This window comes from Vibrio alfacsensis (genome assembly GCF_019670485.1).
Lineage (GTDB): Bacteria > Pseudomonadota > Gammaproteobacteria > Enterobacterales > Vibrionaceae > Vibrio > Vibrio alfacsensis.
Window position 1 is genome coordinate 203,118 of record NZ_AP024165.1, and the last position, 26,467, is coordinate 229,584.

Sequence of the window (26,467 nt, forward strand, 5' to 3'; positions counted from 1 at the left end):
AGTTCTTTTTGAACTTGGGTATATGAATACCACCTTTTTATTTAATCTTAGTGCTATTCCTAATGTATAAGTCGGCGTATTTTATGAAAGTGTAATATGAACTTAAGCCAGCTAAAATCAATCCGTACTTTCCATCTAGAAAACCTTTCTTAAAGATATAGACTCTTAAAAAAGCACCTAACGAGTGAATGATGACATCTGCCATGTTGACACTTTTCTTTCCTTCACGTTGATCAGCCCATGCTTTTGCATATTTTGTGTTTTTTTCTACACAGTGATGCAAGTTTTCATAGGTATGGTGATGTAAACGCCCATCAAGCTTTTTGGTTTCAAAGCCTTTATCTTCTACTTTTTCATGCACGAGAGCATCATTGTATTGCGTGTAACGAGTACGATATAAACGGACAATCCAATCTGGAGACCAACCCGAATGGTAAATAAACTTACCAAAGGCTGCGCTAAGACGATTTACCTTATACAAGGTATTTGGCGCATCTTCTGATATCGCTTTTAAGATGCTCTCTTTTAATTCGGGAGTGACCTGCTCATCCGCATCTAACCAAAGTACAAAATCCGATGCCACATAGTTTTGAGCCAGTTGGCGCTGCTTACCAAACCCCGGCCAGTTTAGGTTGGTATAAAACTTGTCTGTGTACTGACGTGCAATCTCTTCGGTGCGGTCAGTACTACCTGAGTCCAAAATAACAATTTCATCGACCCAATCTTTTACGGTATCTAAGCAAGCTTTGAGGTGCTTCTCTTCATTTTTTACGATTAAGGCAACGGCTAAAGTGGGTTTAGACAAGGTGTTTTCCTTTTTAGGCAATCTGTACGGATAAGGTTTATTGGTATTGTGGATACAAGTCTTCTACGACGCGATCAAACATGCTGATGACGCTTTCACTCGAAATGCGATCCATTGCTTTCTCATCTTTGGCTCGCGTGCGCCAATTTAACTCTTGGCTTGTTTTGCCTGTTTCAGCAAAAATCGCTTCTTCGTATACCGATACCGCATACTTTAAATAGTGATATGGGCCCACGCGGACAGGGTTATGGTGCGCATATAAACCAATAATCGGTGTATTCATCGCACTGGCCATGTGTGCTGGGCCAGTATCTGGTGCAATCACCATTTCCACCTCATCGATGAGGGCTAACATCTGCAAGATTGAGCTCTTTCCAACCAAGTTTAAGCAGGGCTTGCTGAGCTTGCTCTGAATGTCATCGGCTAAGTCGACTTCTACTTTCGCTGGACTGCCTGCAAGGATGACATTCCACCCTTTTTCACGCGCGTGATTGATGGCGTCAACGTAGCCATCTGCATTCCAGTTTTTGTATGCTTTGCTTGCGCCTGGAACAATCAGTAAGTTAGGTTTGTTGGTATCGATCTCTTGCGTTGCCCACGTTTTGTCTTGCTCTGAATAGGAAAGTGACCAAGTCAGCTCAGACTTAGGGACCCCAATTTGATGTGCAAATGCCATTAAGCCATCAGCAACGTGCAATGATGTTGGTGAGGGCACTTTGACATTGGTAAACAACGTTTGAAAATCTTGGCTGCGATCAGAGGAAAAACCAAGTTTGTATTTAGCTTTGATGCCTAATGTGGCCAAGCTTGCTCGAATGGCATATTGCATGTGTAACAAGGCGTCAAACTCACGACCTTTCAATTGCTTCCATAATGCCTTGTAGCCGTTTAAGCCAGCTTTTTTATCAAAGACAATGACTTCGACGCCGTCAATAGCTTTGAGTAACTGAGCCTCTAGCTTTCCTGTGATCCACGTAATGTGAGCCTCAGGCCATTGTTTTTGGATCGCCTGCACAGTAGCGATGGTGTTACAAACATCACCAATGGCAGATAAGCGCAATATACAGAGCGAAGATGGGGAAGAAGTGAGCATAGTTATAGTCTGATCGAGTAAATAGATGCAGCTAAATTATGCAGACATCCCCAATAAATGTAAAATACATCGCTTCTATACTTAGCAGTAACGGGCATATTCGCAATGTCAAAGACGCAATCACATCATTCTCAAACTTCAGGTAAGCCAGGTAATACCGGTTTAACACGAATCATTAAGGCCACAGGTTATTCTTGGAAAGGGTTAAAAGCGGCATTTAAACATGAAGCGGCAATTAGGCAAGAACTGGTGTTGCTAGCAATTGCGATTGGCTTAGTGTGTTTTTTCGATGTGACTATCGTTGAGCGAATTTTGATGCTTGGGGCTGTGGTTTTGGTATTGATTGTGGAACTTATCAACTCGGCGATAGAAGCGGTTGTTGATAGAATTAGCACTGAGCATCACGAACTCAGCGGGCGAGCTAAAGATATCGGTTCTGCAGCCGTTATGGTGGCCTTAGGTTTCGCTGCGTTTACCTGGTTGTATATTCTTGGTGGTGTTTACCTGCGTTAAGTCAAGACGTTGAGGATCAATGTGATTAAAATTTATCAAGCTGATAATAGCGTCATTTGGTTTGACGATGAATTGATTAGTGACCCAACACTGGCGATTTTTGATGCCAATTATTGGCAATCTCAAAACCGAGTCGTGGGGAGCGCTAAGGGGCGAGGAACCACGTGGTTTGTGCAACTCGAGAGTATGCAAGTCGAGAGTATGCAAATTGATGGCATGCAGGCGGCGCTGCGTCATTATCGTCGAGGTGGCTTGTTTGGCAAACTCGTGAACGATCACTATTGGTTTGCTGGATGGGAACAAACACGCAGTGCGCAAGAGTTCCGTTTACTTCAACGTCTAATTGATGCTGGTGTTAATGTACCGCGACCAATTGCAGCAAGAGCCGTTAAGTCAGGGTTAACATACCAAGCGGATTTGTTGAGCGAACGGATCCCCAATGCCAGAGACTTGGTCAGTATCTTGCAAGAAAAACCATTGCCAAGTGCTATGTATCAGAAAATAGGGCAAGAGATTGCCAAGATGCATCAGGCGAACGTTAATCATACGGATTTAAACATCCATAACATTCTAATTGATGCCCAAGGTAAAGTTTGGATCATCGATTTTGATAAGTGCCGCCAAGAGACTTCTGGTGATTGGAAAAAACATAACCTCGATAGGCTTGAGCGTTCGTTTTTGAAAGAACTTCAAAAGAGAAAAATTCATTGGTGTGAAAAAGATTTTGTGAGTCTAAAAGGTGCTTACGAGTAATACCATCAGCAGTAAGGTGCTGTAAGGTAATGTGGACTCGTACTTTTGGAACAGTCGTTACATGCGTCACCGTTTGAAAGGCTCAGAATCAACGTACTCTTAACTATAATTAATTAAAATGTTGTGCCTATTTTTAAAAGCATGACTTTAACTTCTTCAGGTAGCGTCCTAAATGAAAATACTAGTAACAGGCGGTGCTGGCTTTATTGGCTCTGCAGTCATTAGGCACATCATTCGTGATACACAAGATACCGTTATTAACTTAGATAAGTTGACTTACGCTGGTAACTTAGAGTCATTAATTGAGGTATCGAGCAACAGTCGCTACCGCTTCGAACACGTTGACATCTGTGATCGCAACGAGCTAGATCGCGTTTTTGCTGAGCATAAACCTGATGCTGTCATGCATTTGGCTGCTGAATCGCACGTTGATCGCTCGATTGATGGCCCAGCCGCTTTTATTGAAACCAATGTGATGGGTACCTATCATTTGTTAGAAGCGGCTCGCCAATACTGGTTAACACTGGATGAGGTCGGTAAATCTGCTTTTCGTTTCCATCATATCTCGACAGACGAGGTCTACGGAGATTTAGAGGGTACGGATGATCTCTTTACTGAAACGACATCCTATGCACCAAGCAGCCCTTATTCCGCTTCAAAAGCATCTAGCGATCATTTAGTTCGAGCTTGGCTGCGAACTTACGGATTACCAACCGTTGTTACCAATTGTTCGAATAACTATGGGCCTTACCATTTCCCAGAGAAGTTAATCCCTCTGATGATCCTTAATGCGTTAGATGGCAAACCGTTGCCTGTTTATGGCGATGGTATGCAAATCCGAGATTGGTTGTTCGTTGAAGATCATGCCCGCGCGCTATATAAAGTCGCGACTGAGGGTGAAATCGGTGAAACTTACAACATTGGTGGCCACAACGAAAAAGCGAACATTGAGGTAGTGAAAACGATCTGTTCGTTACTTGAAGAGTTTCGACCGAACAAACCTGCAGGTGTCAACTCATACGAATCTTTGATTACCTATGTGAAAGACAGGCCAGGTCATGATGTTCGCTATGCCATTGATGCAACAAAGATTGCTCAAGAGCTTAACTGGACGCCAGAAGAAACGTTTGAAAGTGGCATTAGAAAAACGGTTGAATGGTACTTAAACAACCAACAATGGTGGCAACGTGTTTTGGATGGTTCATACAGTTTAGAAAGACTCGGAGCAGATGAATAATGAAAGGTATTATTCTTGCTGGTGGTTCAGGCACTCGTCTCTACCCGATCACACGAGGCGTATCGAAGCAGTTATTGCCCGTTTACGATAAGCCAATGATCTACTACCCGCTGTCGGTACTTATGCTGGCGGGTATTCGAGAGATCCTTATCATTACGACGCCTGAAGACCAAGATAGCTTCCAACGTTTGTTAGGTGATGGCTCTGATTTTGGTATTGAGTTGGAGTATGCCATTCAACCTAGCCCAGATGGCTTAGCACAAGCTTTTATTATTGGTGAAGAATTCATTGGTGACGATTCGGTTTGTTTAGTACTTGGAGACAATATCTTTTATGGGCAGGGATTCACACCAATATTACAGCAAGCCGCGAATATGAACCAAGGCGCCACCGTGTTTGGTTATCAAGTTAAAGACCCAGAGCGTTTTGGCGTAGTAGAATTTGATGCTGATATGCATGCAATCTCGATTGAAGAAAAACCAACGGTGCCTAAGTCTAACTACGCGGTTACAGGCTTGTATTTTTATGATAATCAAGTCGTTAAATTGGCAAAACAAGTGCAGCCATCAGAGCGAGGAGAATTAGAAATCTCCTCTTTGAATCAGATGTACCTCGAAAAAGGCAACCTCAATGTTCAGCTACTAGGTCGAGGTTTTGCTTGGTTAGATACAGGTACACACGAGAGTCTGCATGAAGCATCTTCATTTGTTCAGACCATTGAGAATGTTCAAGGCTTGAAAGTTGCATGTCTGGAAGAGATCGCATGGCGTAATGGTTGGTTGACCAATGAGCAGTTAAAAAATGCAGGTTTGGCTCTCGCAAAAAATGAGTATGGCCGTTACTTACTAGAATTGGTGGAAGAGTAAATGAGCTTAATTCAGTGGATTGATTTTAAAGAAATTGGTGATCATCGTGGCAATCTTGTTGCGTTAGAAGGTAATCGTAATATTCCTTTTGATATCAAGCGAGTTTATTACCTATATGGATTACAACCAGACTTACCAAGAGGCTTTCATGCTCATCGAGACTTGGTTCAAGTCGCGGTTTGTATTAATGGGCAGTGTGATATTTTGATGGATGATGGTCAGTTAAAACAAACCGTCACACTAGACTCTCCAACAAAAGGATTGGTCATAAATATTATGCAATGGCATGAAATGAGTAATTTTTCCGAGGACTGTGTGTTGATGGTTCTTGCTAGTGATGCTTATGACGAAAGTGACTATATTCGAGATTATGGGGAATTTTTATCATGTATTTGAGTCATGAAAGTTTAACCACATTACCTTTCCCTAACACAAGACTAGAGCTGGCCAGACCAAATGATGCTGCATTTATAAATGCGTTAAGAGCTAACGTTACTTTGAATGCATACGTATCCCACGTAGAAAATGATGTTGATGCTCAGAAAGAATGGCTTTTAAAATACCTTGAAAGAGAACAGAAAGGTCAAGAATATTATTTTATCATAAGAAATAATAATGATGCGTTGGGAACGGTCCGACTCTATGATTTTGATGAAAATATTTTTAGGTGGGGAAGTTGGATGATACTGCCTAACGCACCCATTAAAACTGCATTGGAGTCGATGTTAAACCTCTATTATTTGGCCTTTGATGTGTTGAATTTCGAAATTACTCATATAGATGTTAGAAATGACAATAAAAAAGTGCTTTCCATACATAAAAAAATGGGATGTAAAGTAATAGAAGTCAGTGAATTCGATACCGTATTAGAGTTGTCAGTTACAGATTATAATAAATGTAAAGAAAAGTTTTATCGTATATTAAGGTAGATAGTGATATGGAAAAGTATATTGAGCTAGTTTTGTCCACTCTGCATGAAATGGGTGAGGATGAAGATAATGAGGCTTTAGTTGAAGCTCATGAAAAAACAAAACTGTTTGGTGCAAGCGGCGTTCTAGACAGTGTGGGTATCGTATTCTTGATCACTGAACTTGAAGAGAAGATTAGTGATGATTTTGACGTTGATGTCACGTTGGCAGATGAAAAGGCTATGAGTCAAGTGACCTCTCCTTTCCGAAATGTTGAAACGCTGGCGAAGTATATTGCACAGTTGGTAGAAGAGTAGAAACTAAATTATGCCGTTGAATATTGTTATTACAGGTTCTAGAAAAGGTCTGGGTAAAGCATTAGCAGAGCATTATCTGGCACAGGGGCATACCGTCATTGGTTGTAGCCGTCAGGAAAGCAGCGTTGAACATGAGCGTTACCATCATTTTGAATTGGATGTAACCGATGAAAAGGCGGTTGTTTCCATGGTGAGAAGTGTGAGAAAGCAATTTCGTACTGTTGATGTATTGGTGAACAACGCAGGCATGGCAGCGATGAACCATTTTCTGACAACGCCTTTGAGTAGTGCTGAGAAGGTGATGGCAACCAATGTGTTTGGTACCTTTTTGTTTTCTAGAGAAATAGCAAAATTAATGATGAAACAAAAATCGGGGTCTATCGTTAATTATTCAACGGTCGCTGTACCATTAGATCTTGAGGGTGAGGCGATCTACGCAGCAAGTAAAGCGGCAGTAGAATCATTGACAAAAATATCAGCTAAGGAGCTGTCTCCTTACGGTATTCGAGTTAATGCTGTTGGTCCAACCCCAGTACCAACAGACTTGATCAAAGCCGTGCCAAAAAAGAAGATTGAAGAGCTTATTGAAAGCCAAGCAATCAAACGACTTGGGAAAGAAGACGATGTCATTAATGTCGTTGATTTTTTCATCTCACCAAGAAGTGAATTTATTACTGGTCAGGTGATCTACTTGGGAGGGGTGTTCAAATAATGGAATATTTAGATAAGCTGTCAGGTTATTCTGATGAAGTCGCCTTAAGCTTCAACTCTGAACAACACAGTTACAGTGATCTTAATCAGAATATTAAGCGCTTTGGGGATGACCTAAAACAAATTACTCAAAGCCAAGTCGTTTGCATTGTTAGTGATTATTCATTTGATGCTATTTCTTTATTTTTTGCTCTAGTGAAGAAGAAGTGCATCATTGTCCCGATTGTGAGTGAAAACCAAGAAGAAGTTGATAAACGAATTGCTGTGATAAAGCCTGACGTAGTAATTAACTTACGTAAGTCAACAGGCATTGCTTTTGAGCAGTTTGAGCAAGATACAGCTAATCGTCATCAATTGATACTGGATTTGATACTTCGCGAGCAGTCGGGCTTAGTTCTCTTTAGCAGCGGCAGTACTGGTGAGCCTAAAGCAATGATCCATAATTTAGATGTATTGCTGGCTACTTATGTAGATAAACGACCGAAATCATTGTCTATTATGGTATTTCTGATGTTTGACCACATTGGAGGGTTAAATACGTTACTCAACTCTCTTTCGATGGGCGCTAAAATTGTTATCCCAGAAAAGAGAGAGCCAGAACATGTCGCGATGTTGATCGAGCGTGAGAAAGTTAATTTGCTTCCAGCCTCACCAACATTTTTAAATATGATGCTCATTGCCAATGTACATCAGCATTACGACCTTAAGTCTCTAAGAATGGTGACATATGGCACTGAAGCGATGCCTGAAAGTTTGTTGCTGCGTTTGAAAGCAACCTTACCACGAGTTAAATTGCTCCAAACATTTGGTACGAGCGAAACAGGAATTGCTCAAACGTCTAGCCGCTCTTCAAGCAGTCTAGAAATTAAGTTTGATGACCCAAATCAAGAGTACAAGATCGTCAACAATGAACTTTGGTTGCGCAGTAAAACGCAAATAATGGGTTATTTGAACCATGATATGAGTAGCTTTTCTGAAGATGGCTGGTTCCAAACAGGTGATTTGGTCGAGCAGTCGGAAGATGGTTACTTAAAAATTATCGGTCGAGCAAAAGAAGTCATTAATGTCGGCGGTGAAAAAGTGTTGCCGAGTGAGGTAGAGTCAGTACTACTTGGTATTGATGGTATCGAGGATTGTGTGGTTTATGCGGCAGCGAATGCAATTACAGGGCAAACCGTTGTAGCTAATGTTACACCTAGTGCAGGTACAGATCTAAAAGAGTTGAAAAAACAAATCCGTAAGTGCTGTAGAGCTCAGTTAGATATCTATAAAGTACCGACGAAAATTAACTTTACGGATGATGCGGGTGTCGGTGAACGTTTTAAAAAAATTAGAGTGAATATCAAGTGATCAAGTTTTTAGATTTGAAAGCTATCAATGCTGCGTATGAAAATGAACTGAAAGAAGCCTGTGCACGAGTAATCGATTCTGGCTGGTACATTATGGGCAACGAACTAGAACAGTTTGAGTCTAAGTTTGCTGATTATTGTGGAACTAAATATGCAGTTGGTGTTGCAAATGGTTTGGATGCACTCATCTTAGTTCTTCGTGCTTGGAAAGAGTTAGGCAAGCTTTCAGAAGGCGATGAAGTTATCGTTCCTGCAAATACTTACATCGCAAGCATTCTAGCCATCACAGAAAACAAGTTAGTGCCAGTGTTAGTTGAGCCAGATATTGAGACTTACAACCTAACGAAAGAGGGTATTGAGGCTGCAATCACCCCAAGAACAAAAGCCGTTTTGCCCGTTCATCTATATGGACTGATTTCACCAATGTCAGAAATTATGCAAATCGCAAAAGAGTACAATTTACTAGTATTGGAAGATTGTGCTCAAGCACATGGTGCAATGACTGGTGGTAAGAAAGCGGGTAATTGGGGGGATGCTGCTGGTTTTAGTTTCTATCCTGGCAAAAACCTTGGTGCGTTAGGTGATGCGGGTGCTATTACAACCAATGACGATACATTATATCAAGCACTTGTTGCATTAAGAAATTATGGCTCCCACAAAAAATATGAAAATAAATATCAAGGAGTGAACTCTAGGCTAGATGAAATTCAAGCTGCAATGCTCAGTGTAAAACTAAACTATTTGGACTCTGAAACAGAACACCGAAGAAAACTTTCAAGTGTTTATTTGGAGGGGATTTCTAATCCTAAGATTACTTTACCTAAGTGTTTTAATTCTGATGCTCACGTATGGCACTTGTTTGTAGTTCGTTGTAAAAATCGATTGGATTTTTCAGAATACTTAGTAAAGCAAGGAGTTCAGACCCTAGTCCATTATCCAACACCACCGCATAAGCAAGAGGCTTACGAATCTTATACAGATCTTAATCTTCCAATAACAGAGACAATCCATAGAGAAGTGATCAGTTTACCTATGGGACCAACATTATCACTAGAAGATGCTAAAAAAATCGTGGAAATTATTAACTGTTATTAGGTGTAGGTATGAGAGACGTTATTGATGATTTGGTAGTAGCAATATTTACATATCAACAAGAAGAATATATAAAAGACGCGATAATATCGATATACAATCAGACCGTATGGCCAAGTAAGCTAATTATATTTGATGATTGTTCTAAAGATAAAACCGTTAATTTTATTAATGAAGTTGTTGAAAAAAAACCAGATGGATTAAATGTAGAGGTTGTATTAAACGATAGTAATATCGGTTTGTCTTCTCAGTTTAATAAGCTAAAGGATGAATTCAATAATACATTAATAATAATTCAAGCTGGTGATGATATATCAAAATCAGAGCGATTAGAAAAGCAGTATTCAATCTGGAAGAATGATTCAGATGTAAAACTTGTTCTGTCACAGTTCAATAAGATAAATTATTGCGGTGATATTGTATCAGGAAGAGATGAATCAGAAATATTTGATTTCAATTTGAACTCGATAATTGAAAGAAACATTTTACCTGCAGGTTGCACAGCAGCAATTGATAGTAGCCTTTTTAATGACTTTCCACCACTTGATAAAAAAGTTATCAATGAAGACCGAGTTTTTATATTTCGAGCATATCTAAAGGGAAAAGCAGTAAAAGTGATGCAACCACTTATAGATTATCGATATGATGTGGGGATTAGTGCCTTAAGCCAAAATACTCGAGATGAGTTTATAAACAAATGGCAAAAAATGTATTCTAGAGAGTTGGTAGATCTTTCTATGAATATAAATGATGCTAAGCACATTAATCGTTATGATGTTTTAGATATTCTCGATGAGAGAAAGGCGTTTATTAAACTCTTAAACGATGTGTTTTTTGGTTTTTATAACTCTAAGTTTAACGTTTGGAAAGCATTTTTATTAAAAAAAGTGAACTTTAAAAGAGTCTTTAAGGTAAATAGACGAGTTAATAAATACTTTAAGAATACAAGGTGATTTAATTTTTACTATATAACTTTTTGGTTATCAATGATGATGAAGAAATTCCTGACATTTTTCAATAGAAAGAAAAGTAAATTATTTAGGAAAAGAAACAAGATAAAACTTTTCATATATAAAGTTTTAATGGATGGAAGTATATATTTAAAAGGGAAAGTTAATACGAATCAGAAAGTGGTATTAAAGGGGGGGGGACGATCTCAATCGGTAACAACGTCTCTTTTGGTTATGAAACTTCACCTCAATTTAGATGCTCAGAGTGTTACATTGAAGCCCGTAATTCTAGTAGTGAGATAATTATTGGTGAAAATGTCTTTTTCAATAATGGTTGTTCGGTAATTGCAGATAAATCAACGATAAGTATTGGGGACAATACTATTATAGGCCCGAATTTTACCTGTCTAGGTAGTAACTTCCACTCTATTGACCCAAAGAAAAGAAATGGGTCTGATTATAGTTGTAAACCTATATCTATAGGTAAGAATGTTTTTATTGGAGCAAATGTAACCGTTTTACAAGGCGTAACTATTGGTGATAACAGTGTGATAGGGGCAGGGTGTGTGGTTACTAAGAGTATTGGTGAAAATATGGTTGCCAGACCGCCAGAACTGACAACTGTGGAATTAAAAATATGATTAGTTATGTATTTAATCTCTATGCTTTTATTAAGTTATAGTATGTTCGGCACATCGACTCAAGAGAGAACTCGGTTCTTAATGGGATGATGAATTTTTGAGGGTGGGTATATGTCTCAATAATTTTATCCTTAAGATTGTCGACATTGAGTTCACATAAACAATGTTTATTGTTTTCGCCAAATATTTCATTAGGGCCACTTTTACAATTTGTCGAAATCGTAGGGGTACCCAACGTAATGGACTCGAGTAAAACGGTCGGTAATCCCTCGTAATCAGAAGACAGAATAAAGCCCCTAGAGGCAGCAATCCAAGGATACGGATTGCTCTTAAAACCGGGCATGTGAACACGCTCTGCATGATTACCATATTCTGATAACATACTTTTTACTTCATTAGTAATATCAGTATGCTCCCCTAATAAGACTAAATCGACATCTTCAATTCCAGACTCTAAATAGGCTCTTACTAGTCGATCTTGGCGTTTCGCTCTAGTGAAGTTACCTACATGGATAAAATATGGTTTTTGGGGAAGTTGGGTATTTTCACTTGCTAGAGTTTTAATCTTTTCGGGTTGTATCGCATTATATATAACACGTGTGTTTTTTAATTTAAATGTGCTTTTAAGATCTTCTTCAACACCTTTAGAAACACATATGACGGGTATGTTTTGGTATAGTTTCTGTAATTTTCTCTTTCTGAGTTGGCGAGTAATGCCTTTCGAGTGACTTAATCGGTCATTACTTAGATTACTATGAATAACATGATACATATTTTTGTATTTACAATGTACCATTATTTTTGAAACCGTTTCTTGATGGCAAAGTATGAGATCTGGCTCAGAACTTGTTATATTATCCGTAATGTACTTATATATTATCTTTGCTTTAGATTTATTACTAATTTTGACGTTTAGAAAATTTCTTAAATCTGTATCTAGCCGGTGAACCGTTACTTCTTCAGGGAGTGGAATAAGCTCATCAAAAGGTTTAATTGTGATGATGTGGACATCGCAATCGGAAAATTGGCTGAGCCCTTGGCTCAAAAGTGACACAACCTTTTCCACACCTCCACCTCTGAGGTGCGGCATGATAGAAATAATAGTTTTTTTCATAAAGTTCAATTCAAAGTAGTGATGGAGATGGTTCTAATTACATGCTTTCTTATAGTTGTGGTTATAATTTTTTTGTTTCCATTGTTTGAGTAGGCGATACCATTCCACAGACAATTTATTGACTAATGTGAGATTGTTCTTTTCTTTGCGTTTTCCGATAGTGGATGTTGCATTACTACGTGATACTAATTGTGGATGATAGCTGTAAATAGTTTGTTTCGTGCGCCATTCGTTATCCATAAAGTCATCTACAGGCTCGAAGAAACCATCTATTTGACTTAGATATTGGACTGCAACTTCCGGTGTAATTGCATACGCAGATGTACCACAGGCACCTTTAAGATTAGATATGATCTCATAGTTTTCATCTATCGATTGAATCTTAAGGTGTTGACGCTCAAAAATATTGCCAAGTTTCAGTAAGCCATATTTGTTTACAAAAGATTGTATATTGTCTAACTGCGCGTTTAGATCGCCAAACAACTCAATATTGTCTTCAAGAATCAGAATAGATTCTTGAATTTTTACGCAATGACGCCATAGTGCTATATGGCTAGCCCAACAGCCTAATTCTGGTGCAGTTAATTGATAACCTTTATATTTTTGACATTTATCTGCATCATATAAGCGATAAATGCTGTGTTGTGGGTCGCTTTTTACATTCTCAGCATCAAAGAACTCAAAATTAACTGACGATAATATACTGGACATTTGTTCACGTCGTTCAGTCGATTCTTTTAGGTTAATCACAAAGATTTTAATTGGCATCTCAGTATATCTCTTTTACTGCGTTGAGTGTTTTAGCAATAGTGCCAGAGTTTATATCATAAAACTGAGTCATATCATTCTGTAGAGTGTTTCGTAGAGATCTATCCTCGAATAACACCGTTATTGATTGGGCTAATTGATCAGTATTATTTACAATCGATATCAAAGATTTAACTTGCATCATCTCTACAATCTCTTTGAAATTGTAATAACTTGGCCCAGTGATTACCGGCACACCAAGCGCAGCAGGTTCCAATACATTATGCCCACCAACTTTGTCTCCAGCTAGACTTCCACCCATAAAACAAACATCCGCGGCACCAATAAGATTGAGCATTTCTCCCATTGTGTCCCCAAGGTAAACTTGAGTCGATTCCGTTACTTCGGTTTGGTTTGTTCTCCGAACGGTGTTGAATCCTTGCTTTTGGCAAAGTTCAAATACGTTGTCGAAACGTTCAGGATGGCGAGGAACAAGCACTAATAGTGCGTCAGGGTGTGACTCTAGAACTTGTCTATGAGCTTCAAGAACTTGCTCATCTTCGCCCTTGTGAGTGCTAGCAGCAATCCAAACTGGGCGGTCGTGTCCAAGCTCAGCACGAAGCGCTTTACCTTTGTCTTTTACGTCCTGTGAGATCTGAATATCAAATTTAATCGAACCCGTAACTTCTAACTTTTCTTTACCAACGCCTAAACGCTCAAAACGTTCGGCATCTGATTCGGTTTGACAAAGTACTTTATCTAGACAAGGGATGAATAGATTAAACAGGGGCTGAACTTTGGCGTAGTTCTTACATGATTTTTCAGAAAGGCGAGCATTAACGACGGTAATTGGAACCTCTGCATTATGAACGACGTTGAGTGTATTTGGCCAAAGCTCGGTTTCAATGATTAACATTTGCTTTGGTTGGATAGCCTTTAAAAAGCCTTTAACTGCAAAAGCGAAGTCAATAGGCATATAGCGATGTTCAACCAAGTCGCCTAATTTGGCAATTTGCTCTGCGCCAGTACTTGTCGTCGTCGTGACGAGGATCGGTTGATCTGGTCTTTTCTCTTTCAAAGCTTTGATCAGAGGTATTGCCGCAATACTTTCACCGACTGATACCGCGTGTATCCAAATTGGTCGTTCAGTCGCTTTTAACTTCGGCGTAAAGCCAAAGTGCTCTTTCCAGCGTTTGCCAAATTTAGGCTTGTTTGGTTTGCTTTTGTACAAGCCAAACAACAAAATTGGTGAGGCAAGTGCTAACAGTAATGTATAGATAATACGAATTAACATGGGCTTACGGTAATCGCTTCAAGTTTTTGGATACTGTTAAGAACTTGCTTTGGCGATAACTCCGTCAAACACTTTAAGTGTTTAAACTGACACTCACGTTTAAAGCATGGACGGCAGTCAATGTCGGTATGAACAATTTCGACTTTTACTGCAAGTGGCGGGGTGTATTTCGGTGATGTTGATCCATATACAGCCACAACGTTACATCCAACAGCCGCGGCTACATGCATTAGGCCTGAGTCATTAGCCACTACAGTTTGGCATGCCGCAAGAAGATCAACCGCTTCAATCAGGCTTGTTTGCCCTGCTAGAACATGAATTCTCTGTTGAAGCTCAGCCGGCACGAGTTGCTTAATGTTATTACAAGTATCAAGATCTTTCTGCGAGCCAAACAGCCAGACTTGATGCCCGGATTTCGCCATTTGAATTGCCACTTCTGCATAGTGCGCTTCGGGCCACTTTTTCGCGGGGCCGAATTCCGCTCCGGGGCATAGACCAACAACAGGAGATTCTTGGTTGAGATTAAACTTAGAAATCGTAGCGCTTTGTTCTTGTTTATCAATAAACAGGCTAGGGCGAGGTAAGGTCTCTAGGCCGCCCAGAGAAGAGGAATCGATCATCTTCGCTTGTGAATAGGCTAATGCAACATAGCGCTCAACCATGAACTGGAAAGATTTCATATTTGGACGCAAGTCATTGAGCAGACCGTAACGCATTTCACCTTTCCAACCGGTGCGAAGTGGGATATTAGCAAACCAAGGAATCAGCGCTGACTTTGCAGACTTCGGCAGGATGTAGGCGTGGTCGTACTGTTTTTCTCGTAATGATTTACCAATTTCTCGACGACCCCATAAGTTGAACTCACCATGACCAATAGGCATTTCAATGGCTTGGTGGATCTCTGGCATGCGCTCAAGAATTGGTTTACACCAACCTGGTGCAATTACATCAATTTGGCTTTCTGGATGAAGCTGCTTTAGCACGATATAGAGTGATTGTGACATCACCATATCGCCGACCCAAGAAGGACCAATGATCAATATTTTTTTCATTTGCTTATTTGCCAATCGGAGTCATATTTTGACTTATACAGGTTGTAATAGTTACTACCATCTTCTTGAGAATGCAGCAGTTGCAGTACCCACATGTATTGTTCAGGCTTATTGCCGGCAAAATACTCAATGGCTTGATTGCACGTGCGCGCATCTTGCTCTTCACCTTGGTCTAGCTCAAATGCAGGTAGGATCTCAATATCAAATGACCCATCTTCGGTATTCATTGAAGCGAACATAGGTAACACTTTCGCGCGTGATAACTTAGCTATTTTACCTAAACCCGGCAGCGTTGCTTTTCTTGTCGCAAAAAAATCGACAAACACACTGTGCTCTGGGCCGTGATCTTGGTCCGGTAGGTAGTAACCGATGTAGCCATCTCGAATGGATTTCAAAAACGGTTTGATACCACCGGAGCGCTCATAGACTCGGCCACCATATTGCACGCGTTGTCTGTGCATCAACCAGTCCGCTACTTCATTTTTCTGTTTTTTTGCCATTGCAGAGACGGGCATACCCATCGAAGCCAGCAAAATTGCAGGAATGTCGATTGCCCAAGAGTGGGGCACCATTAGGATGACGTTTTCATTGTTGTCGATGTGTTGTTGCAAAATATCAAGGCCACGGATCTGACAACGTTGCTGTAACCACTTTGGGGAGCGTAAGCTGAGTAAGCTAAAGCGGAAAAAGAATAGGGCTGCGGTATAAAGGGTTTTCTCAATAAGGGTTTCACGTTCTGCGAATGTCTTTTCTGGAAAGCATAATTCAAAGTTCACACGAGCGCGGTGAGCAGGCCCTTTGCGTGATTTCGCCAGCTTTTTCGCGATGGTTTTTGCAAGCCATTGTTGAGCCCTTAAAGGCAATATCGCAAGCGGTAAAGAAAGCACTACACCTAACCATGTTCCCCAATATTTTGGCGCAAGAAAGTGGCGCTCAAACTCAGGGTTATAAGCTTTAGGATCGAAATCATCACGTTGTTCAGTCATGAAATTTAAGCACCTATGGTTTGGATAGAGGCAAAAGAAGATGTTAGGAATGATACTAGTAATTGTATCAGAGTAAAGGCGGTAGGTTTCTCTACCGCCTTTGAAAGGCATTAACAGTTTTGAATCGCTAGGTATTCTGCCACACCCTCGGCAACGGTTTTAAACACCACATCACAGCCTGCAGCACGAAGCTTAGTCAGGTCTGCTTGAGTAAACTCTTGATATGCGCCTTTTAGGTGATCAGGGAAAGGAATGGTTTGGATTTCACCTTTACCGTGGTGAGTGATCACCGCTTTCGCCACTTCTTCAAATGATTCTGCATTACCAGTACCACAGTTAAAGATGCCAGATACGCCATTTTCTAGGAACCATAGGTTAACTTTACTTACGTCACCCACGTATACAAAGTCACGCTTGAATGATTCACTGCCTGCGAACAATTTTGGGTTTTCGCCCGCATTGATTTGGTTGTTTAAGTGGAACGCAACCGATGCCATGCTGCCTTTGTGATCTTCACGAGGGCCGTAGACGTTAAAGTAACGGAATCCAGTAATTTGCGACACTTTCTCGCCGTGATCTTCGGCATCTTGCCATAGGCGACGTACATAGTTATCAAATTGCTGTTTTGAGTAACCGTACACATTTAGTGCACCCTCGTACTCTCGCTCTTCGATAAAGGTATCTGTCTCACCGTAAGTCGCAGCAGATGACGCGTATAGGAACGGAATTTCACGATCTAAACAGTAGTGAAGTAGCTCTTTAGAGTACTCATAGTTGTTTAGCATCATGTATTTGCCATCCCACTCGGTTGTTGCAGAGCAAGCACCTTCGTGGAAAACCGCTTCGATAGGTCCAAAATCATCACCAGCCATGATTTGGGTAAGGAAGTCGTCACGATCCATGTAATCAGTGATATCAAGATCAACTAAGTTTTTAAACTTCTTGCCATTTTTTAGGTTGTCGACAACCAGAATATCGTTAATACCTGCTTCATTCAGCGCTTTAACAATGTTGCTGCCGATCATGCCAGCACCACCAGTTACGATGATCATAAGACTTCCACCATAGATTAAAATTTTCTCAGGAATTTTAGCAAGAAACAGAAAATAGCGCTATGGATGGGAATAAAACAAGTTTCTAGGTTTAAAGATAGGTCCTAGAGAAAAACAAGGTCCTAGGTTCCCAGGTTCTAGGGCCTAACGTTTTGGATTACGGATTACATGCAATCGTTGTTTTTGAGTGGTAAGGAAAATACTTGTCATTCTGAACAGTGAGGGACGAACGTGATTCAGAATCTACAGACCGAGTTTGATATCACGAAGGCAATGTACTGAAACTAAATAGTCCGCTAATAGTAGATTCTTAGTCTCGCTAAGGCTCACTGGAATGACACAAATGGTGATGTTGTGCTTTTCTGAATTCAGACCAAACGTTTTATGCAGTGTAAAAATACTTGTCATTCTGAACAGTGAGGAACGAACGTGATTCAGAATCTACTAAAAGAAAGTGACTCCCCTAAGGTGATACATCGAAATGAATCAGTACGCTAGTAATAGATCCCTAGTCTCGCTATGGCTCGCTGGAATGACACAAATGGTGATGCTGTGCTTTTCTGAATTCCGCCCCAACGTTTTATGCAGTGTAAAAATACTTGTCATTCTGAACAGTGAGGCACGAACGTGATTCAGAATCTACTGAAAGAGAGTGATTCCACTAAGGTGATTAATCGAAATGAATCAGTATGCTGGTAATAGATCCCTAGTCTTGCTATGGCTCTGTGGAATGACACAATTGGTGATGATGTGCTTTTCTGTATTCCGTAAGCGAAGCGCTCCGTATTCAGAATTCCAACCACTTTCTCAAGAACTAATGAAATCCACAAACTTCCAACACGCGCCACCTAGGATCTAGGACCTAGGCTCTAAAGCCTAGGCCCTTTAAAAAACAAAAGGGAGCCGAAGCCCCCTAATTGATCTTATTTTACTTCCGAGTGATTTGGTCTCTGGAACCAAGGATTACGCTCATCGGTTAGCTCAATTAAGCTGTATTTTCGCCCTAGTTTTTGGCCACCATCGCGAGTTAGTGGCTGCCAAGAGAAGTTAGCACGGTTATTACTTGGCTTAACGGTCATGATGTCGAATGGAATCGAAATATAGAACCCTTTAGTAAAGCTACCCTCGCCAAATTCATCTGCAGACAAGTCGGAAATTGAGGCAAACGCACCTGCAATAACACCGCTCTTAAATTGCTTAGAAACATTGACTTGAGTACCGACATCTCCGCCTAGGAACTGACCTACGTCAACTTGAACCATCAGATCAGACAAAAACGTCCATTGAGGGTAGTAATAACCAGAAACAAAACCAGTAAAGCCTTTGTCGACTACTTGGAATGGACGACCGTACTCAGGGACATACTGCCATTTATCATCATAAACGCCGAAGTAGCTTTGTGGGTCACGCTGAGAAATGAGGTTAACATCTGCACCTATGGCCCAGTTTGCTCCTTGTGGACGATACAAAAACTCAGTACCGATACCAGCAAACATACTTTCTAAGTAGCCAGCATAAAATTGTTGGTCCATCGTGTCTGAATATTCTTGGAACCAAGTTAACTGCAAGTTAGACATCGTAACCGCATGTTCATTTTGGTATGCACGGAACATGGTACGAACGCGAGGGATCGTTGTGCCATCGGGTGGGGTGACGTAATTAAACTTATCGTAGTTATTGTACCAATCCCAGTAGAGTGACCCGCCAATCTCTAGGTTGTCGGTCAACCAGTAAGAAGCACTGCCACTTAAACCAACACTGAACAAATAGAATTCTTCTGGGTTGCCAAGTGTTTGAGCCAGTTTTGGTGCAAAGCCCCAATCAAAACGTTCAAACCCATCGTAAGTTGCTTTGCCAACAGGTTTATTGCTTGATGTAGAAACGGCATCCTCAATTTTTGGCTCAATATAGTTTACTTGAGCAACAGCTTGATATTTATCTTTAGAAATAACCGTTTGATCACCGATTAAACCACGAGTACGTTCGTTGATCGTAAACGTGTCGACGCTTTCCGGTACTTGGTTGTAGAGTACGGCCGCCGCTTTCTCGTGTGCTTCATTGCGGTTACGATATTTCTTTTGCTCACCAACAATGGATACGGTGTTCTCGTTTGCAAATACTTGCGTGTTCTCATAGCCAGCAATTTTGTCGAGATCTTCAGTGACACGCTGCCAATCCACATCCGACAGTTGTTCTGGTTGTTTTTCTTCGAGCTCTGGTGTCGGAGTATCTCGCCAGAATGATGGCATATCATTAAAGTTGGTATAAAGGTTCACACCGGCAACTAAAGTATCGCCGCGCTCATAACTCACGCGTAAATCTGCCATGTGGCCTAAGCGGTACAGCACACCAACGTTCCAAGGTGTGTGCGGTGTCATGTCAACACCCCCACGTTTTACGGGGAAATCTTCGCTGTAATCATTGCTGTCGTATTCCAGTTTAAAGCGAAGAGGGGCATGTAACGTTTGGTATTCAACGCCACCAAATAGAGCCGCCGGGCCTTTAAACCAACGTTCAAAATCTACGCTGCCACCATTGCCTTTAAAGTCTGATGGGCGTTCGCAGTATTTGTCGGATACTTTACAAGCCGGGTTGGAAATGTTGTCTCGTGTACCTAAGTAACCCCAGCCCATACCAAGCGTAAAATCAAATGTACCTAATTTTGGGTTTGAGTAACGTTTGGTGGCTGCAATAAATTCGCCATCAAATAACCCTGTGCCTGCAAAGTCACGGATACCGACAGATAACTCAGGTAAGTATTCAGATTCCTCTAAAAGACGAACTTTAAAGTCGATACCTTTATCGGTGTATTTGGTATCACCTGAAAAATCTGGATCACTGCTATAGAAAAGATCATTGACCATGGTGTAACGCAACGTGGTCTCAAGCCAAGGCATGACTTGCAACGTTACGTTATAAAAGAGGTATTCATCGCTTCCCGTTAAAGCGAAGTTGAACTCACCTTCTGGAGCCATACGTCCGGTCGGCATTTGCATTAAGCCAACCCCACCAAAATCCATTTGTGATGGTTGCAGAGGTGGCGCTTCAAAAGGCATCTCTTGAGCCCAAACGAATGCCGGACCCATTAAGGAAAGGGTTAAACTGGTTTTAATTAGCTTCATAGTGGCGTCTTCGAATGCATTGGCTTAAGTTGAGTGAGTAGTGTCACAATCTCTTGATCCATTTGAGACTCTGAAAAAGGTGCAAACGGAATGTAAACCATAGTGAGTGGTGGCAGATAGTATTGTGTATTGAGCCAAGAGCCATGGTGAGGATGTGCCACATTCCCGTCAGGATAAATAACAACAGGAGATTGGCTCAAGTCACCGATGGTTGTGTTTAGGTGGTCAATTTGCGTGTGCAGAGGAATTCCTGCTTGTGAGCGGATGTTCCATACTTTATCGACGTTACCTAGATACACTACATGAGAGTCTCGAGCTGAAGAGGCTAACGAAAATTTACCCTTAAGCAGCGGGTTATCGAATTTATCTAAGCGCACTTGGTCTACATCAATGCCAGAAAGTACGCGCGGTGCAAATTGCTGCTTTTGGATGAACTTATACAAAGGGTGAGAAACTAGGTTTTGTTGCATCATCTGGTTGAGGACTGAGTTTTTCAGTGCCACTGACTTTTGCAGTGCATCTTCAGATTCGTCAAACAGGGTAGTACCCAATGGGTATTGCAAAACCATTCGCTGCTGTTGTGCAAGCTTGAGTGCATCAGCTAGGCGCAACCCTTGGTCGGACTGCAACTGTTTATCGACACCTATCAACTTTATTTGAAGTGATGGTCCAGTATTTACTGATGGTTGAGCAGACACAGGAGCTAAGCTCGTAATACTTAATAAGCCAGTAACGGCAAATAAGCTAGTAACAGCAAATAATAGGCTGCTTATGAGGGCAGAACGTCGGTAATTCATGATTTGCTGTACCCTTTCAAAATAGTGAGCTCAATCGGCATCATATTCGGTCCTAAATGCTGAACGGTTTTAATTACTTTGCCATTAACGTCAACCCAGTAAAAGTTATCCACACTTTGCGACAGGGTGGAAAAGTGAACCGTTTCACGATAGAGGTCTGCTGGGGTGCTAGAGAGCGGGGTAATGACGGGCTCTTTGCCTTGATATGTACGTGTCACATGAGCAGGAAAACCATAACGGTACTGCTTAGCCCAATCGTAAGAACGAGAGTACTCTGTGTTTTCTAAGGCAAAACTAGGCACATCACCATACGCGCCCGCTAAGTTATTGTGTTGCAAGCCAATTGTTTTTACGATGTGGCCGTTTTCTGTTACGACCATTGCTTTATCTGCACTCACCCATTTTAGTTGGGTATTACCCGTAATAGGGTTGTGTTCAGCAAAGGCTAATACAACAAACACTTGTTTTTGGTTGCCGATTTTTAAATAAGCGCTCGCGTAAGGTACCGCATCGATTTCTTCGGCTGTTAATTCAACATCCACATAGTTGTTGTAAGCTTCTTGTACTGTCGCGGAAACATCGTTGAATTTTTGAGTACAACCAACAGCAAGGCTTAATACAGGCAAGGCGACGAGCAGACGCATCCATGAGCGTGGTAGAAAATGATTCATTATTCCCTCATACAAATAAAATCGCCCTGAATTAATCAGGGCGATGAGCTCTTACGACTAAACTAAATGGATTATTTAGTTACAGAAGTAGAAGTAGAAGTAGAAGTAGAAGTAGAAGTAGAATCGCTATCAGATGCTGCGACTGCAACTACTGTTACTGCTGCTGCTGCGCCTACTGCTACTGCAGTTGTACCTGTTGCAGATGCTGCTGCTGTACTTGTAGTGCCAGCTTCAGTTGCTGCAAATGCAGTAGATGCGCTTAGTGCCATAAGAATAGCTAGAGCTGTATTCTTCATTATTAATCCTTGTATTTCTAATTTTAAAACATCGATGTTTGATGCATTTTAGGTGCATCACGTAACATTTTAGTTAAAAAACAACCAGCATGTAAATAGTTTCGTATGAAAAAGAGGGGAAGAAACAGCTGGTCCTAGGGGAGAAGAGATAGGTCCTAGGTAAAAAGCAGGTTCTAGGGCCTAATGTTTTGGATTACGGATTACGGATTACGGATTACGCGCAATCTTTGTCTTTGAGTGACAAGGAAAATACTTGTCATTCTGAACAGTGAGGAACGAACGTGATTCAGAATCTACTAAAAGAGAGTGACTCCACTAAGGTGATACATCGAAATGACTCAGTACGCTGGTAATAGATCCCTAGTCTCGCTAAAGCTCGCTGGAATGACATAATTGGTGATGATGTGCTTTTTCGTAAGCGAAGCGCTCCGTATTCGGTATTCAACAACGTACGTAAATAGTCATTGAGGTTCACTAAAGCCCCAACAAGCTCCCTCTAGCACCTAGCACCCTAATCCCTTTCTTTTTTTCCGCCTAAAAACTGCGCGTTTTACCGCACATTCACACAATTCAAATCAGCCGCCTCTTGCCGTTTTGCGCCAATCCATGCATAATTTGCCAAATTTTTTGACTTTATTCGTTCCGTTTTTTGAACCGAGTCATCAAATTTAGGCTTAATAAAACATATTCATAATAAACCGACTTATCGGTAACCAGCGAACAGTGGCTAACGCGTAATGCCGCCGGGCGGTAGCGTGGGAACGCACAAGAAAGTTAACAAATAATCACTGAGCGCGTCTTCTTCATTAAAGTTCAGTCGATACCCAAGGGATAATTTCGTGATCAATAAACGACCATGGCTAGGGGCGTTGAGTGCGATAAGCGTAGGCTTGTGCTCATTTTCTGCTTCAGCAAACTTCTATTCCGGCGCATTGGTTAGTTACTCTAACGCCGAATATCACCACACCTCATCTCAAAACACCCAGTCTACAGTAAGTGAAGGCAATCCATTTTTATTGCAAGCACAAGCTGGTTACTTCTTCAATGATTACCTCGCTTTAGAAGCGCGCTACGGCACCTCTGTCCAACGTGATAGCGGACTGGCAGTAGACAGCCTAGCAAGCGGCTTTATTAAGCTAAACATGCCAGTGGCTGAGCGTATCGCGTTATATGGATTGGCGGGTTACTCTAGCGTTCAGATCGATAAACAAGGCGTTGGTTCACTCAAAGAGCAAGGCTTTAGCTTTGGCTTGGGTATGCACTATGCGCTTGATAAGCACAATGCCGTTGTGTTTGAGTTTATTGACAGTGCCTCTGAAGACCAAGTTCGTTTAAACGCGCTTACCATCGGTTTCCAACACCGCTTCTAACATCGAGATCGAGCGCAGTAGCGACGATTTTTCTCTCCACTCTTTTTATAGCGAATGACCATGCTTAAAGGAACTTTTTCCATTGCCGCTTTTGCACTGGCAAGTATGTTTGCGCCATTCTCGTATGCGCAAACTCCAACTCCCGCTCAGATCCAAATGTTTAAGAGCTTACCGGCTGATCAACAACAAGCGTTGGCAAGTCAGTATGGCGTGTCTTTGCCGTCAGGTGCTTCTCAACCAAGCAGTTTTGAAAACCCACAAGTAGTGGATGCTCGCCCTGCAACGAGTGAAACAGAAGAAAGCACCAGAGGCCCAGAGGACGATGCACAAGCACAAACGGGCTTGAAACGCTTTGGTTTGGATTTGTTTGCGGGCTCGCCAAGTACATTTGCTCCAATCAGTGATGTACCTGTTCCTGCGGATTACACGGTAGGCCCAGGGGATGAGATTGTTATTCAGTTGTTTGGTAAAGAAAATACCACCAACCGCTTACGAGTAAGTCGCGAGGGCGTGATTAACTTTCCATCACTTGGCCCGGTTCAAGTGGCTGGCATGACGTTCTCAGAAGTGCGTGATTCTTTAAGCCAACGCGTAAGAGAACAAATGATTGGCGTGCGCAGTGATATCTCTCTGGGTGAAATGCGCACCATGCAAATCTTCGTTATGGGTGATGCTTACAAGCCAGGTGCTTACACGGTGAGTGCGTTAACCACTATATCTCAAGCGATCTACTACAGCGGCGGTTTTAGCGAGAGTGGTGCATTGCGTAACGTACAGCTAAAACGAAATGGCCAAGTGATCCGCAAGTTAGACATGTATGACTTACTGCTGCGTGGTGATGCTCGTAATGATGTTCGCCTATTACCCGGGGATGTGGTGTTCATTGGTGCGGTCGGTAATACCATTTCGATTGATGGTGAAGTGAACCGCCCTGCGATTTATGAAATCAAATCAGGCGAGACCTACAAGCAAGCATTTCAACTTGCCGGTGGCTTTACTGCCAACGCTTATCGCGATCAAATTGAAGTAAAACGTTACGCAGCAAAAGGCGGACGTGATTTAGTGACGCTTAACTTCACTCAATCTCATGACCAACAAATTAAAGTCAAAGATGGTGATACGGTGAGCGTACCAACGAAGAGTGAAGAGTTAACGCGCTTTGTTCAAGTTGAGGGTGATGTACGTCATTCAGGCTTTTTAGAGTGGAAACCGGGTTTACGCATTGCGGATTTATTCCAATCCGTAGATACCGCGTTTAAATCGACTGCAGATGTGAATTACGCGGTTGTGGTGCGTGAGATCAACGCCCAGCGTGATATTGAAGTTTTCCAACTTAACTTGGCGAAAGCGATTTTAGCGCCAAACAGTGAAGACAACTTGCAACTGCACTCTCGTGACCGAGTGTTGGTATTTAATCGCTTAAGTAATAAAGGCATCGACTCATTATTAGAAGTGGATGAAAAAGCCAAAAGCTTTGAGCAAGCACAGCAACAAGCACAAGAGCAAATTCAGCAAGAAGAGCAAGATCTTAGTGCAGCAACCAGTACGGTGACAGGCAAAGAAGCCCGTATGATGTGGCAAGGTGAAGAGGTCACTCCTGAGCAGATTCAAGACCTTAAGCAGAACACACGTTCTTCATTGCTTGCACCTGTTTTACTTAAGCTTCAACAGCAATCTCGTTTAGGTTTAGCGCCGCAAATTGCTGAAGTCACAGGTGAGGTGAAATACCCTGGCCGTTACCCAATTACGCCACGCATGAAAGTGTCGGATTTGTTAGAGGCTGCGGGTGGTTTAACTTACGGTGCATTTACGATTAACGCAGAACTTGCGCGCTCGGTGATTAATAACATCGATGAGCGTGCGTCTATTGATATCGAGCGTATTGATCTTCGCAAAGCGATTCAAGGTGATGTGAATAACGATGTGATCATCGTTGGCCGTGACAGACTGAACGTACTGCAAAAGCCGAACGTGAAGCTACAAAGCACCGTAATGCTGCAAGGTGAAGTTCGCTTCCCTGGCTCATACACGGTTCGCCAAGGCGAGACCATGAGTGAGCTATTAGAGCGTGCTGGTGGCTTAACCGAATTTGCTCACCCAATGGGCGCAATCTTTACTCGAGAAGCGCTGCGTTTACAAGAGCAAAAGCTGCTAAACCAATACGCCGCAGACATGCGAGCAGAAACGGCGAAGAAGACATTCCGCGCAGACAGCAATCTTGGTTCTGTCATCTCTGATCCGGATAAAACGTTAGCCTTTGTTGAAGAGGCAAGCCGCAGCAAAGCCCTTGGCCGTATGGTGGTGCAGCTTAACCGCATCTTGAAGCATGATCGCTCCGCGGACTTTATGCTGGAAGACGGTGACTTCCTGTTTGTACCAACGTTTCGTAATACGGTATCCGTCATGGGTGAGGTACAAGTACCGATCACTTACTTGCTTGATAACAAGTTAGAGGTGGACGATTACCTAAACAAAGCGGGCGGCGCGAAGAAGCAAGCGGATGAAGATCGCATCTTTGTCGTGCGCGCAGATGGCTCGGTTTACAAACCAACATCAGGTTACTGGTTCGGCAACAATAACCAAGAGCTCCAAGCAGGCGACACGATTGTAGTGCCAATCGACACCGATTACCGTGATGCGCTAAGTACTTGGACCGCCGCAACACAGATCCTATACCAAACTGGTGTAGCGATTAACGCGTTGAAATAACGGGAAAGAAAGGTCCTAGGGG

The 26,467-nt window shown here is 41.8% G+C and carries 25 protein-coding genes and 1 pseudogene; 14 read left to right on the plus strand and 12 right to left on the minus strand.

The window, feature by feature from the left end:
* Nucleotides 1–37: 37 nt before the first annotated feature.
* Both VA249_RS00950 and VA249_RS00955 read right to left on the minus strand, forming a co-directional pair.
* Entirely contained in the window at nucleotides 38–805 is a 768-nt protein-coding gene (locus tag VA249_RS00950; protein WP_221068509.1) for a glycosyltransferase family 2 protein, read from the minus strand.
* A gap of 37 nt (nucleotides 806–842) precedes the next feature.
* Nucleotides 843–1,898, minus strand: coding sequence for a glycosyltransferase family 9 protein (locus tag VA249_RS00955; protein WP_221068510.1), 1,056 nt, complete (start codon nucleotides 1,896–1,898; stop codon nucleotides 843–845).
* 105 nt (nucleotides 1,899–2,003) lie between these two features.
* On the opposite strand from VA249_RS00955, the gene VA249_RS00960 reads away from it, so the two are divergent.
* The 12 genes from VA249_RS00960 (at nucleotide 2,004) to VA249_RS24295 (ending at nucleotide 11,235) form a co-directional block, all read left to right on the plus strand.
* Nucleotides 2,004–2,411, plus strand: coding sequence for a diacylglycerol kinase (locus VA249_RS00960; protein ID WP_221068511.1), 408 nt, complete (start codon nucleotides 2,004–2,006; stop codon nucleotides 2,409–2,411).
* 21 nt (nucleotides 2,412–2,432) lie between these two features.
* A complete protein-coding gene (locus tag VA249_RS00965) occupies nucleotides 2,433–3,164 on the plus strand; it encodes a 3-deoxy-D-manno-octulosonic acid kinase (protein WP_221068512.1) in 732 nt (243 codons plus the stop codon).
* 172 nt (nucleotides 3,165–3,336) lie between these two features.
* Nucleotides 3,337–4,401 carry a dTDP-glucose 4,6-dehydratase gene (rfbB, locus tag VA249_RS00970; protein WP_221068513.1) on the plus strand — a complete coding sequence of 355 codons (1,065 nt, stop codon included), beginning with the start codon at nucleotides 3,337–3,339 and terminating at the stop codon, nucleotides 4,399–4,401.
* Complete coding sequence (rfbA, locus tag VA249_RS00975; RefSeq protein ID WP_221068514.1) at nucleotides 4,401–5,267, plus strand: glucose-1-phosphate thymidylyltransferase RfbA; 867 nt, start codon at nucleotides 4,401–4,403, stop codon at nucleotides 5,265–5,267. Before rfbB ends, rfbA begins: the two co-directional genes overlap by 1 nt.
* A complete protein-coding gene (locus VA249_RS00980; RefSeq protein WP_221068515.1) occupies nucleotides 5,268–5,663 on the plus strand; it encodes a sugar 3,4-ketoisomerase in 396 nt (131 codons plus the stop codon).
* Nucleotides 5,654–6,196: a GNAT family N-acetyltransferase gene (locus VA249_RS00985; RefSeq protein WP_221068516.1), complete on the plus strand. Its 543-nt coding sequence runs from the start codon at nucleotides 5,654–5,656 to the stop codon at nucleotides 6,194–6,196. Before VA249_RS00980 ends, VA249_RS00985 begins: the two co-directional genes overlap by 10 nt.
* Before the next feature lie 8 nt (nucleotides 6,197–6,204).
* Nucleotides 6,205–6,492, plus strand: coding sequence for a hypothetical protein (locus tag VA249_RS00990; protein WP_128811926.1), 288 nt, complete (start codon nucleotides 6,205–6,207; stop codon nucleotides 6,490–6,492).
* 10 nt (nucleotides 6,493–6,502) lie between these two features.
* Entirely contained in the window at nucleotides 6,503–7,204 is a 702-nt protein-coding gene (locus tag VA249_RS00995; protein WP_211915554.1) for an SDR family NAD(P)-dependent oxidoreductase, read from the plus strand.
* Nucleotides 7,204–8,553 carry an ANL family adenylate-forming protein gene (locus VA249_RS01000; protein ID WP_225927093.1) on the plus strand — a complete coding sequence of 450 codons (1,350 nt, stop codon included), beginning with the start codon at nucleotides 7,204–7,206 and terminating at the stop codon, nucleotides 8,551–8,553. Before VA249_RS00995 ends, VA249_RS01000 begins: the two co-directional genes overlap by 1 nt.
* Nucleotides 8,550–9,647, plus strand: a complete 1,098-nt coding sequence (locus tag VA249_RS01005) for a DegT/DnrJ/EryC1/StrS family aminotransferase (protein WP_221068517.1) — start codon at nucleotides 8,550–8,552, stop codon at nucleotides 9,645–9,647. Before VA249_RS01000 ends, VA249_RS01005 begins: the two co-directional genes overlap by 4 nt.
* Nucleotides 9,648–9,655: 8 nt before the next feature.
* The gene (locus tag VA249_RS01010; protein ID WP_221068518.1) at nucleotides 9,656–10,597 is read left to right on the plus strand and encodes a glycosyltransferase; all 942 of its coding nucleotides are present in this window, start codon (nucleotides 9,656–9,658) and stop codon (nucleotides 10,595–10,597) included.
* Nucleotides 10,598–11,091: 494 nt separating this feature from the next.
* Nucleotides 11,092–11,235 carry a DapH/DapD/GlmU-related protein gene (locus VA249_RS24295; RefSeq protein WP_420864272.1) on the plus strand — a complete coding sequence of 48 codons (144 nt, stop codon included), beginning with the start codon at nucleotides 11,092–11,094 and terminating at the stop codon, nucleotides 11,233–11,235.
* Between the two features lie 19 nt (nucleotides 11,236–11,254).
* Here the strand turns inward: VA249_RS24295 and VA249_RS01020 are convergent, their stop codons facing one another.
* The 10 genes from VA249_RS01020 to VA249_RS01065 form a co-directional block, all read right to left on the minus strand.
* Entirely contained in the window at nucleotides 11,255–12,349 is a 1,095-nt protein-coding gene (locus VA249_RS01020) for a glycosyltransferase (protein WP_221068519.1), read from the minus strand.
* A gap of 33 nt (nucleotides 12,350–12,382) precedes the next feature.
* Complete coding sequence (locus tag VA249_RS01025; protein ID WP_225927094.1) at nucleotides 12,383–13,117, minus strand: glycosyltransferase family 25 protein; 735 nt, start codon at nucleotides 13,115–13,117, stop codon at nucleotides 12,383–12,385.
* Nucleotide 13,118: 1 nt separating this feature from the next.
* On the minus strand, nucleotides 13,119–14,390 hold the full coding sequence (gene waaA, locus VA249_RS01030) for a lipid IV(A) 3-deoxy-D-manno-octulosonic acid transferase (protein WP_221068520.1): 1,272 nt from the start codon (nucleotides 14,388–14,390) through the stop codon (nucleotides 13,119–13,121).
* Nucleotides 14,384–15,442 carry a lipopolysaccharide heptosyltransferase II gene (gene waaF, locus VA249_RS01035; RefSeq protein ID WP_221068521.1) on the minus strand — a complete coding sequence of 353 codons (1,059 nt, stop codon included), beginning with the start codon at nucleotides 15,440–15,442 and terminating at the stop codon, nucleotides 14,384–14,386. The genes waaA and waaF overlap by 7 nt, the downstream gene beginning before the upstream one ends.
* Nucleotides 15,439–16,428 (minus strand): lauroyl-Kdo(2)-lipid IV(A) myristoyltransferase, encoded by a 990-nt coding sequence (gene lpxM, locus VA249_RS01040; RefSeq protein ID WP_221068522.1) that lies wholly within the window; start codon nucleotides 16,426–16,428, stop codon nucleotides 15,439–15,441. Before lpxM ends, waaF begins: the two co-directional genes overlap by 4 nt.
* A gap of 110 nt (nucleotides 16,429–16,538) precedes the next feature.
* Nucleotides 16,539–17,480, minus strand: coding sequence for an ADP-glyceromanno-heptose 6-epimerase (rfaD, locus tag VA249_RS01045; protein WP_221068523.1), 942 nt, complete (start codon nucleotides 17,478–17,480; stop codon nucleotides 16,539–16,541).
* A gap of 923 nt (nucleotides 17,481–18,403) precedes the next feature.
* Nucleotides 18,404–20,602 (minus strand): YjbH domain-containing protein, encoded by a 2,199-nt coding sequence (locus VA249_RS01050; RefSeq protein WP_221068524.1) that lies wholly within the window; start codon nucleotides 20,600–20,602, stop codon nucleotides 18,404–18,406.
* On the minus strand, nucleotides 20,599–21,399 hold the full coding sequence (locus VA249_RS01055; RefSeq protein ID WP_221068525.1) for a capsule biosynthesis GfcC family protein: 801 nt from the start codon (nucleotides 21,397–21,399) through the stop codon (nucleotides 20,599–20,601). Before VA249_RS01055 ends, VA249_RS01050 begins: the two co-directional genes overlap by 4 nt.
* Nucleotides 21,396–22,070 (minus strand): YjbF family lipoprotein, encoded by a 675-nt coding sequence (locus tag VA249_RS01060; RefSeq protein WP_221068526.1) that lies wholly within the window; start codon nucleotides 22,068–22,070, stop codon nucleotides 21,396–21,398. Before VA249_RS01060 ends, VA249_RS01055 begins: the two co-directional genes overlap by 4 nt.
* Nucleotides 22,071–22,141: 71 nt before the next feature.
* Nucleotides 22,142–22,366: a hypothetical protein gene (locus VA249_RS01065; RefSeq protein ID WP_221068527.1), complete on the minus strand. Its 225-nt coding sequence runs from the start codon at nucleotides 22,364–22,366 to the stop codon at nucleotides 22,142–22,144.
* Between the two features lie 839 nt (nucleotides 22,367–23,205).
* Between VA249_RS01065 and VA249_RS01070 the strand changes: the two genes are divergently transcribed.
* Nucleotides 23,206–23,736, plus strand: coding sequence for an outer membrane beta-barrel protein (locus VA249_RS01070; RefSeq protein WP_221068528.1), 531 nt, complete (start codon nucleotides 23,206–23,208; stop codon nucleotides 23,734–23,736).
* Nucleotides 23,737–24,078: 342 nt separating this feature from the next.
* A pseudogene (locus VA249_RS01075) lies at nucleotides 24,079–26,445 on the plus strand (SLBB domain-containing protein); the annotation flags it as partial.
* Nucleotides 26,446–26,467: the final 22 nt, after the last annotated feature.

Coding starts and splice junctions, on each gene's coding strand:
- VA249_RS00955 (WP_221068510.1), bottom strand. CDS start 1,898: ATGCTCACTTCTTCCCCATCTTCGCTCTGTATATTGCGCTTATCTGCC.
- VA249_RS00960 (WP_221068511.1), top strand. CDS start 2,004: ATGTCAAAGACGCAATCACATCATTCTCAAACTTCAGGTAAGCCAGGT.
- rfbB (WP_221068513.1), top strand. CDS start 3,337: ATGAAAATACTAGTAACAGGCGGTGCTGGCTTTATTGGCTCTGCAGTC.
- rfbA (WP_221068514.1), top strand. CDS start 4,401: ATGAAAGGTATTATTCTTGCTGGTGGTTCAGGCACTCGTCTCTACCCG.
- VA249_RS00980 (WP_221068515.1), top strand. CDS start 5,268: ATGAGCTTAATTCAGTGGATTGATTTTAAAGAAATTGGTGATCATCGT.
- VA249_RS00985 (WP_221068516.1), top strand. CDS start 5,654: ATGTATTTGAGTCATGAAAGTTTAACCACATTACCTTTCCCTAACACA.
- VA249_RS00990 (WP_128811926.1), top strand. CDS start 6,205: ATGGAAAAGTATATTGAGCTAGTTTTGTCCACTCTGCATGAAATGGGT.
- VA249_RS00995 (WP_211915554.1), top strand. CDS start 6,503: ATGCCGTTGAATATTGTTATTACAGGTTCTAGAAAAGGTCTGGGTAAA.
- VA249_RS01000 (WP_225927093.1), top strand. CDS start 7,204: ATGGAATATTTAGATAAGCTGTCAGGTTATTCTGATGAAGTCGCCTTA.
- VA249_RS01010 (WP_221068518.1), top strand. CDS start 9,656: ATGAGAGACGTTATTGATGATTTGGTAGTAGCAATATTTACATATCAA.
- VA249_RS01020 (WP_221068519.1), bottom strand. CDS start 12,349: ATGAAAAAAACTATTATTTCTATCATGCCGCACCTCAGAGGTGGAGGT.
- VA249_RS01025 (WP_225927094.1), bottom strand. CDS start 13,117: ATGCCAATTAAAATCTTTGTGATTAACCTAAAAGAATCGACTGAACGA.
- waaA (WP_221068520.1), bottom strand. CDS start 14,390: ATGTTAATTCGTATTATCTATACATTACTGTTAGCACTTGCCTCACCA.
- waaF (WP_221068521.1), bottom strand. CDS start 15,442: ATGAAAAAAATATTGATCATTGGTCCTTCTTGGGTCGGCGATATGGTG.
- lpxM (WP_221068522.1), bottom strand. CDS start 16,428: ATGACTGAACAACGTGATGATTTCGATCCTAAAGCTTATAACCCTGAG.
- rfaD (WP_221068523.1), bottom strand. CDS start 17,480: ATGATCATCGTAACTGGTGGTGCTGGCATGATCGGCAGCAACATTGTT.
- VA249_RS01050 (WP_221068524.1), bottom strand. CDS start 20,602: ATGAAGCTAATTAAAACCAGTTTAACCCTTTCCTTAATGGGTCCGGCA.
- VA249_RS01055 (WP_221068525.1), bottom strand. CDS start 21,399: ATGAATTACCGACGTTCTGCCCTCATAAGCAGCCTATTATTTGCTGTT.
- VA249_RS01060 (WP_221068526.1), bottom strand. CDS start 22,070: ATGAATCATTTTCTACCACGCTCATGGATGCGTCTGCTCGTCGCCTTG.
- VA249_RS01065 (WP_221068527.1), bottom strand. CDS start 22,366: ATGAAGAATACAGCTCTAGCTATTCTTATGGCACTAAGCGCATCTACT.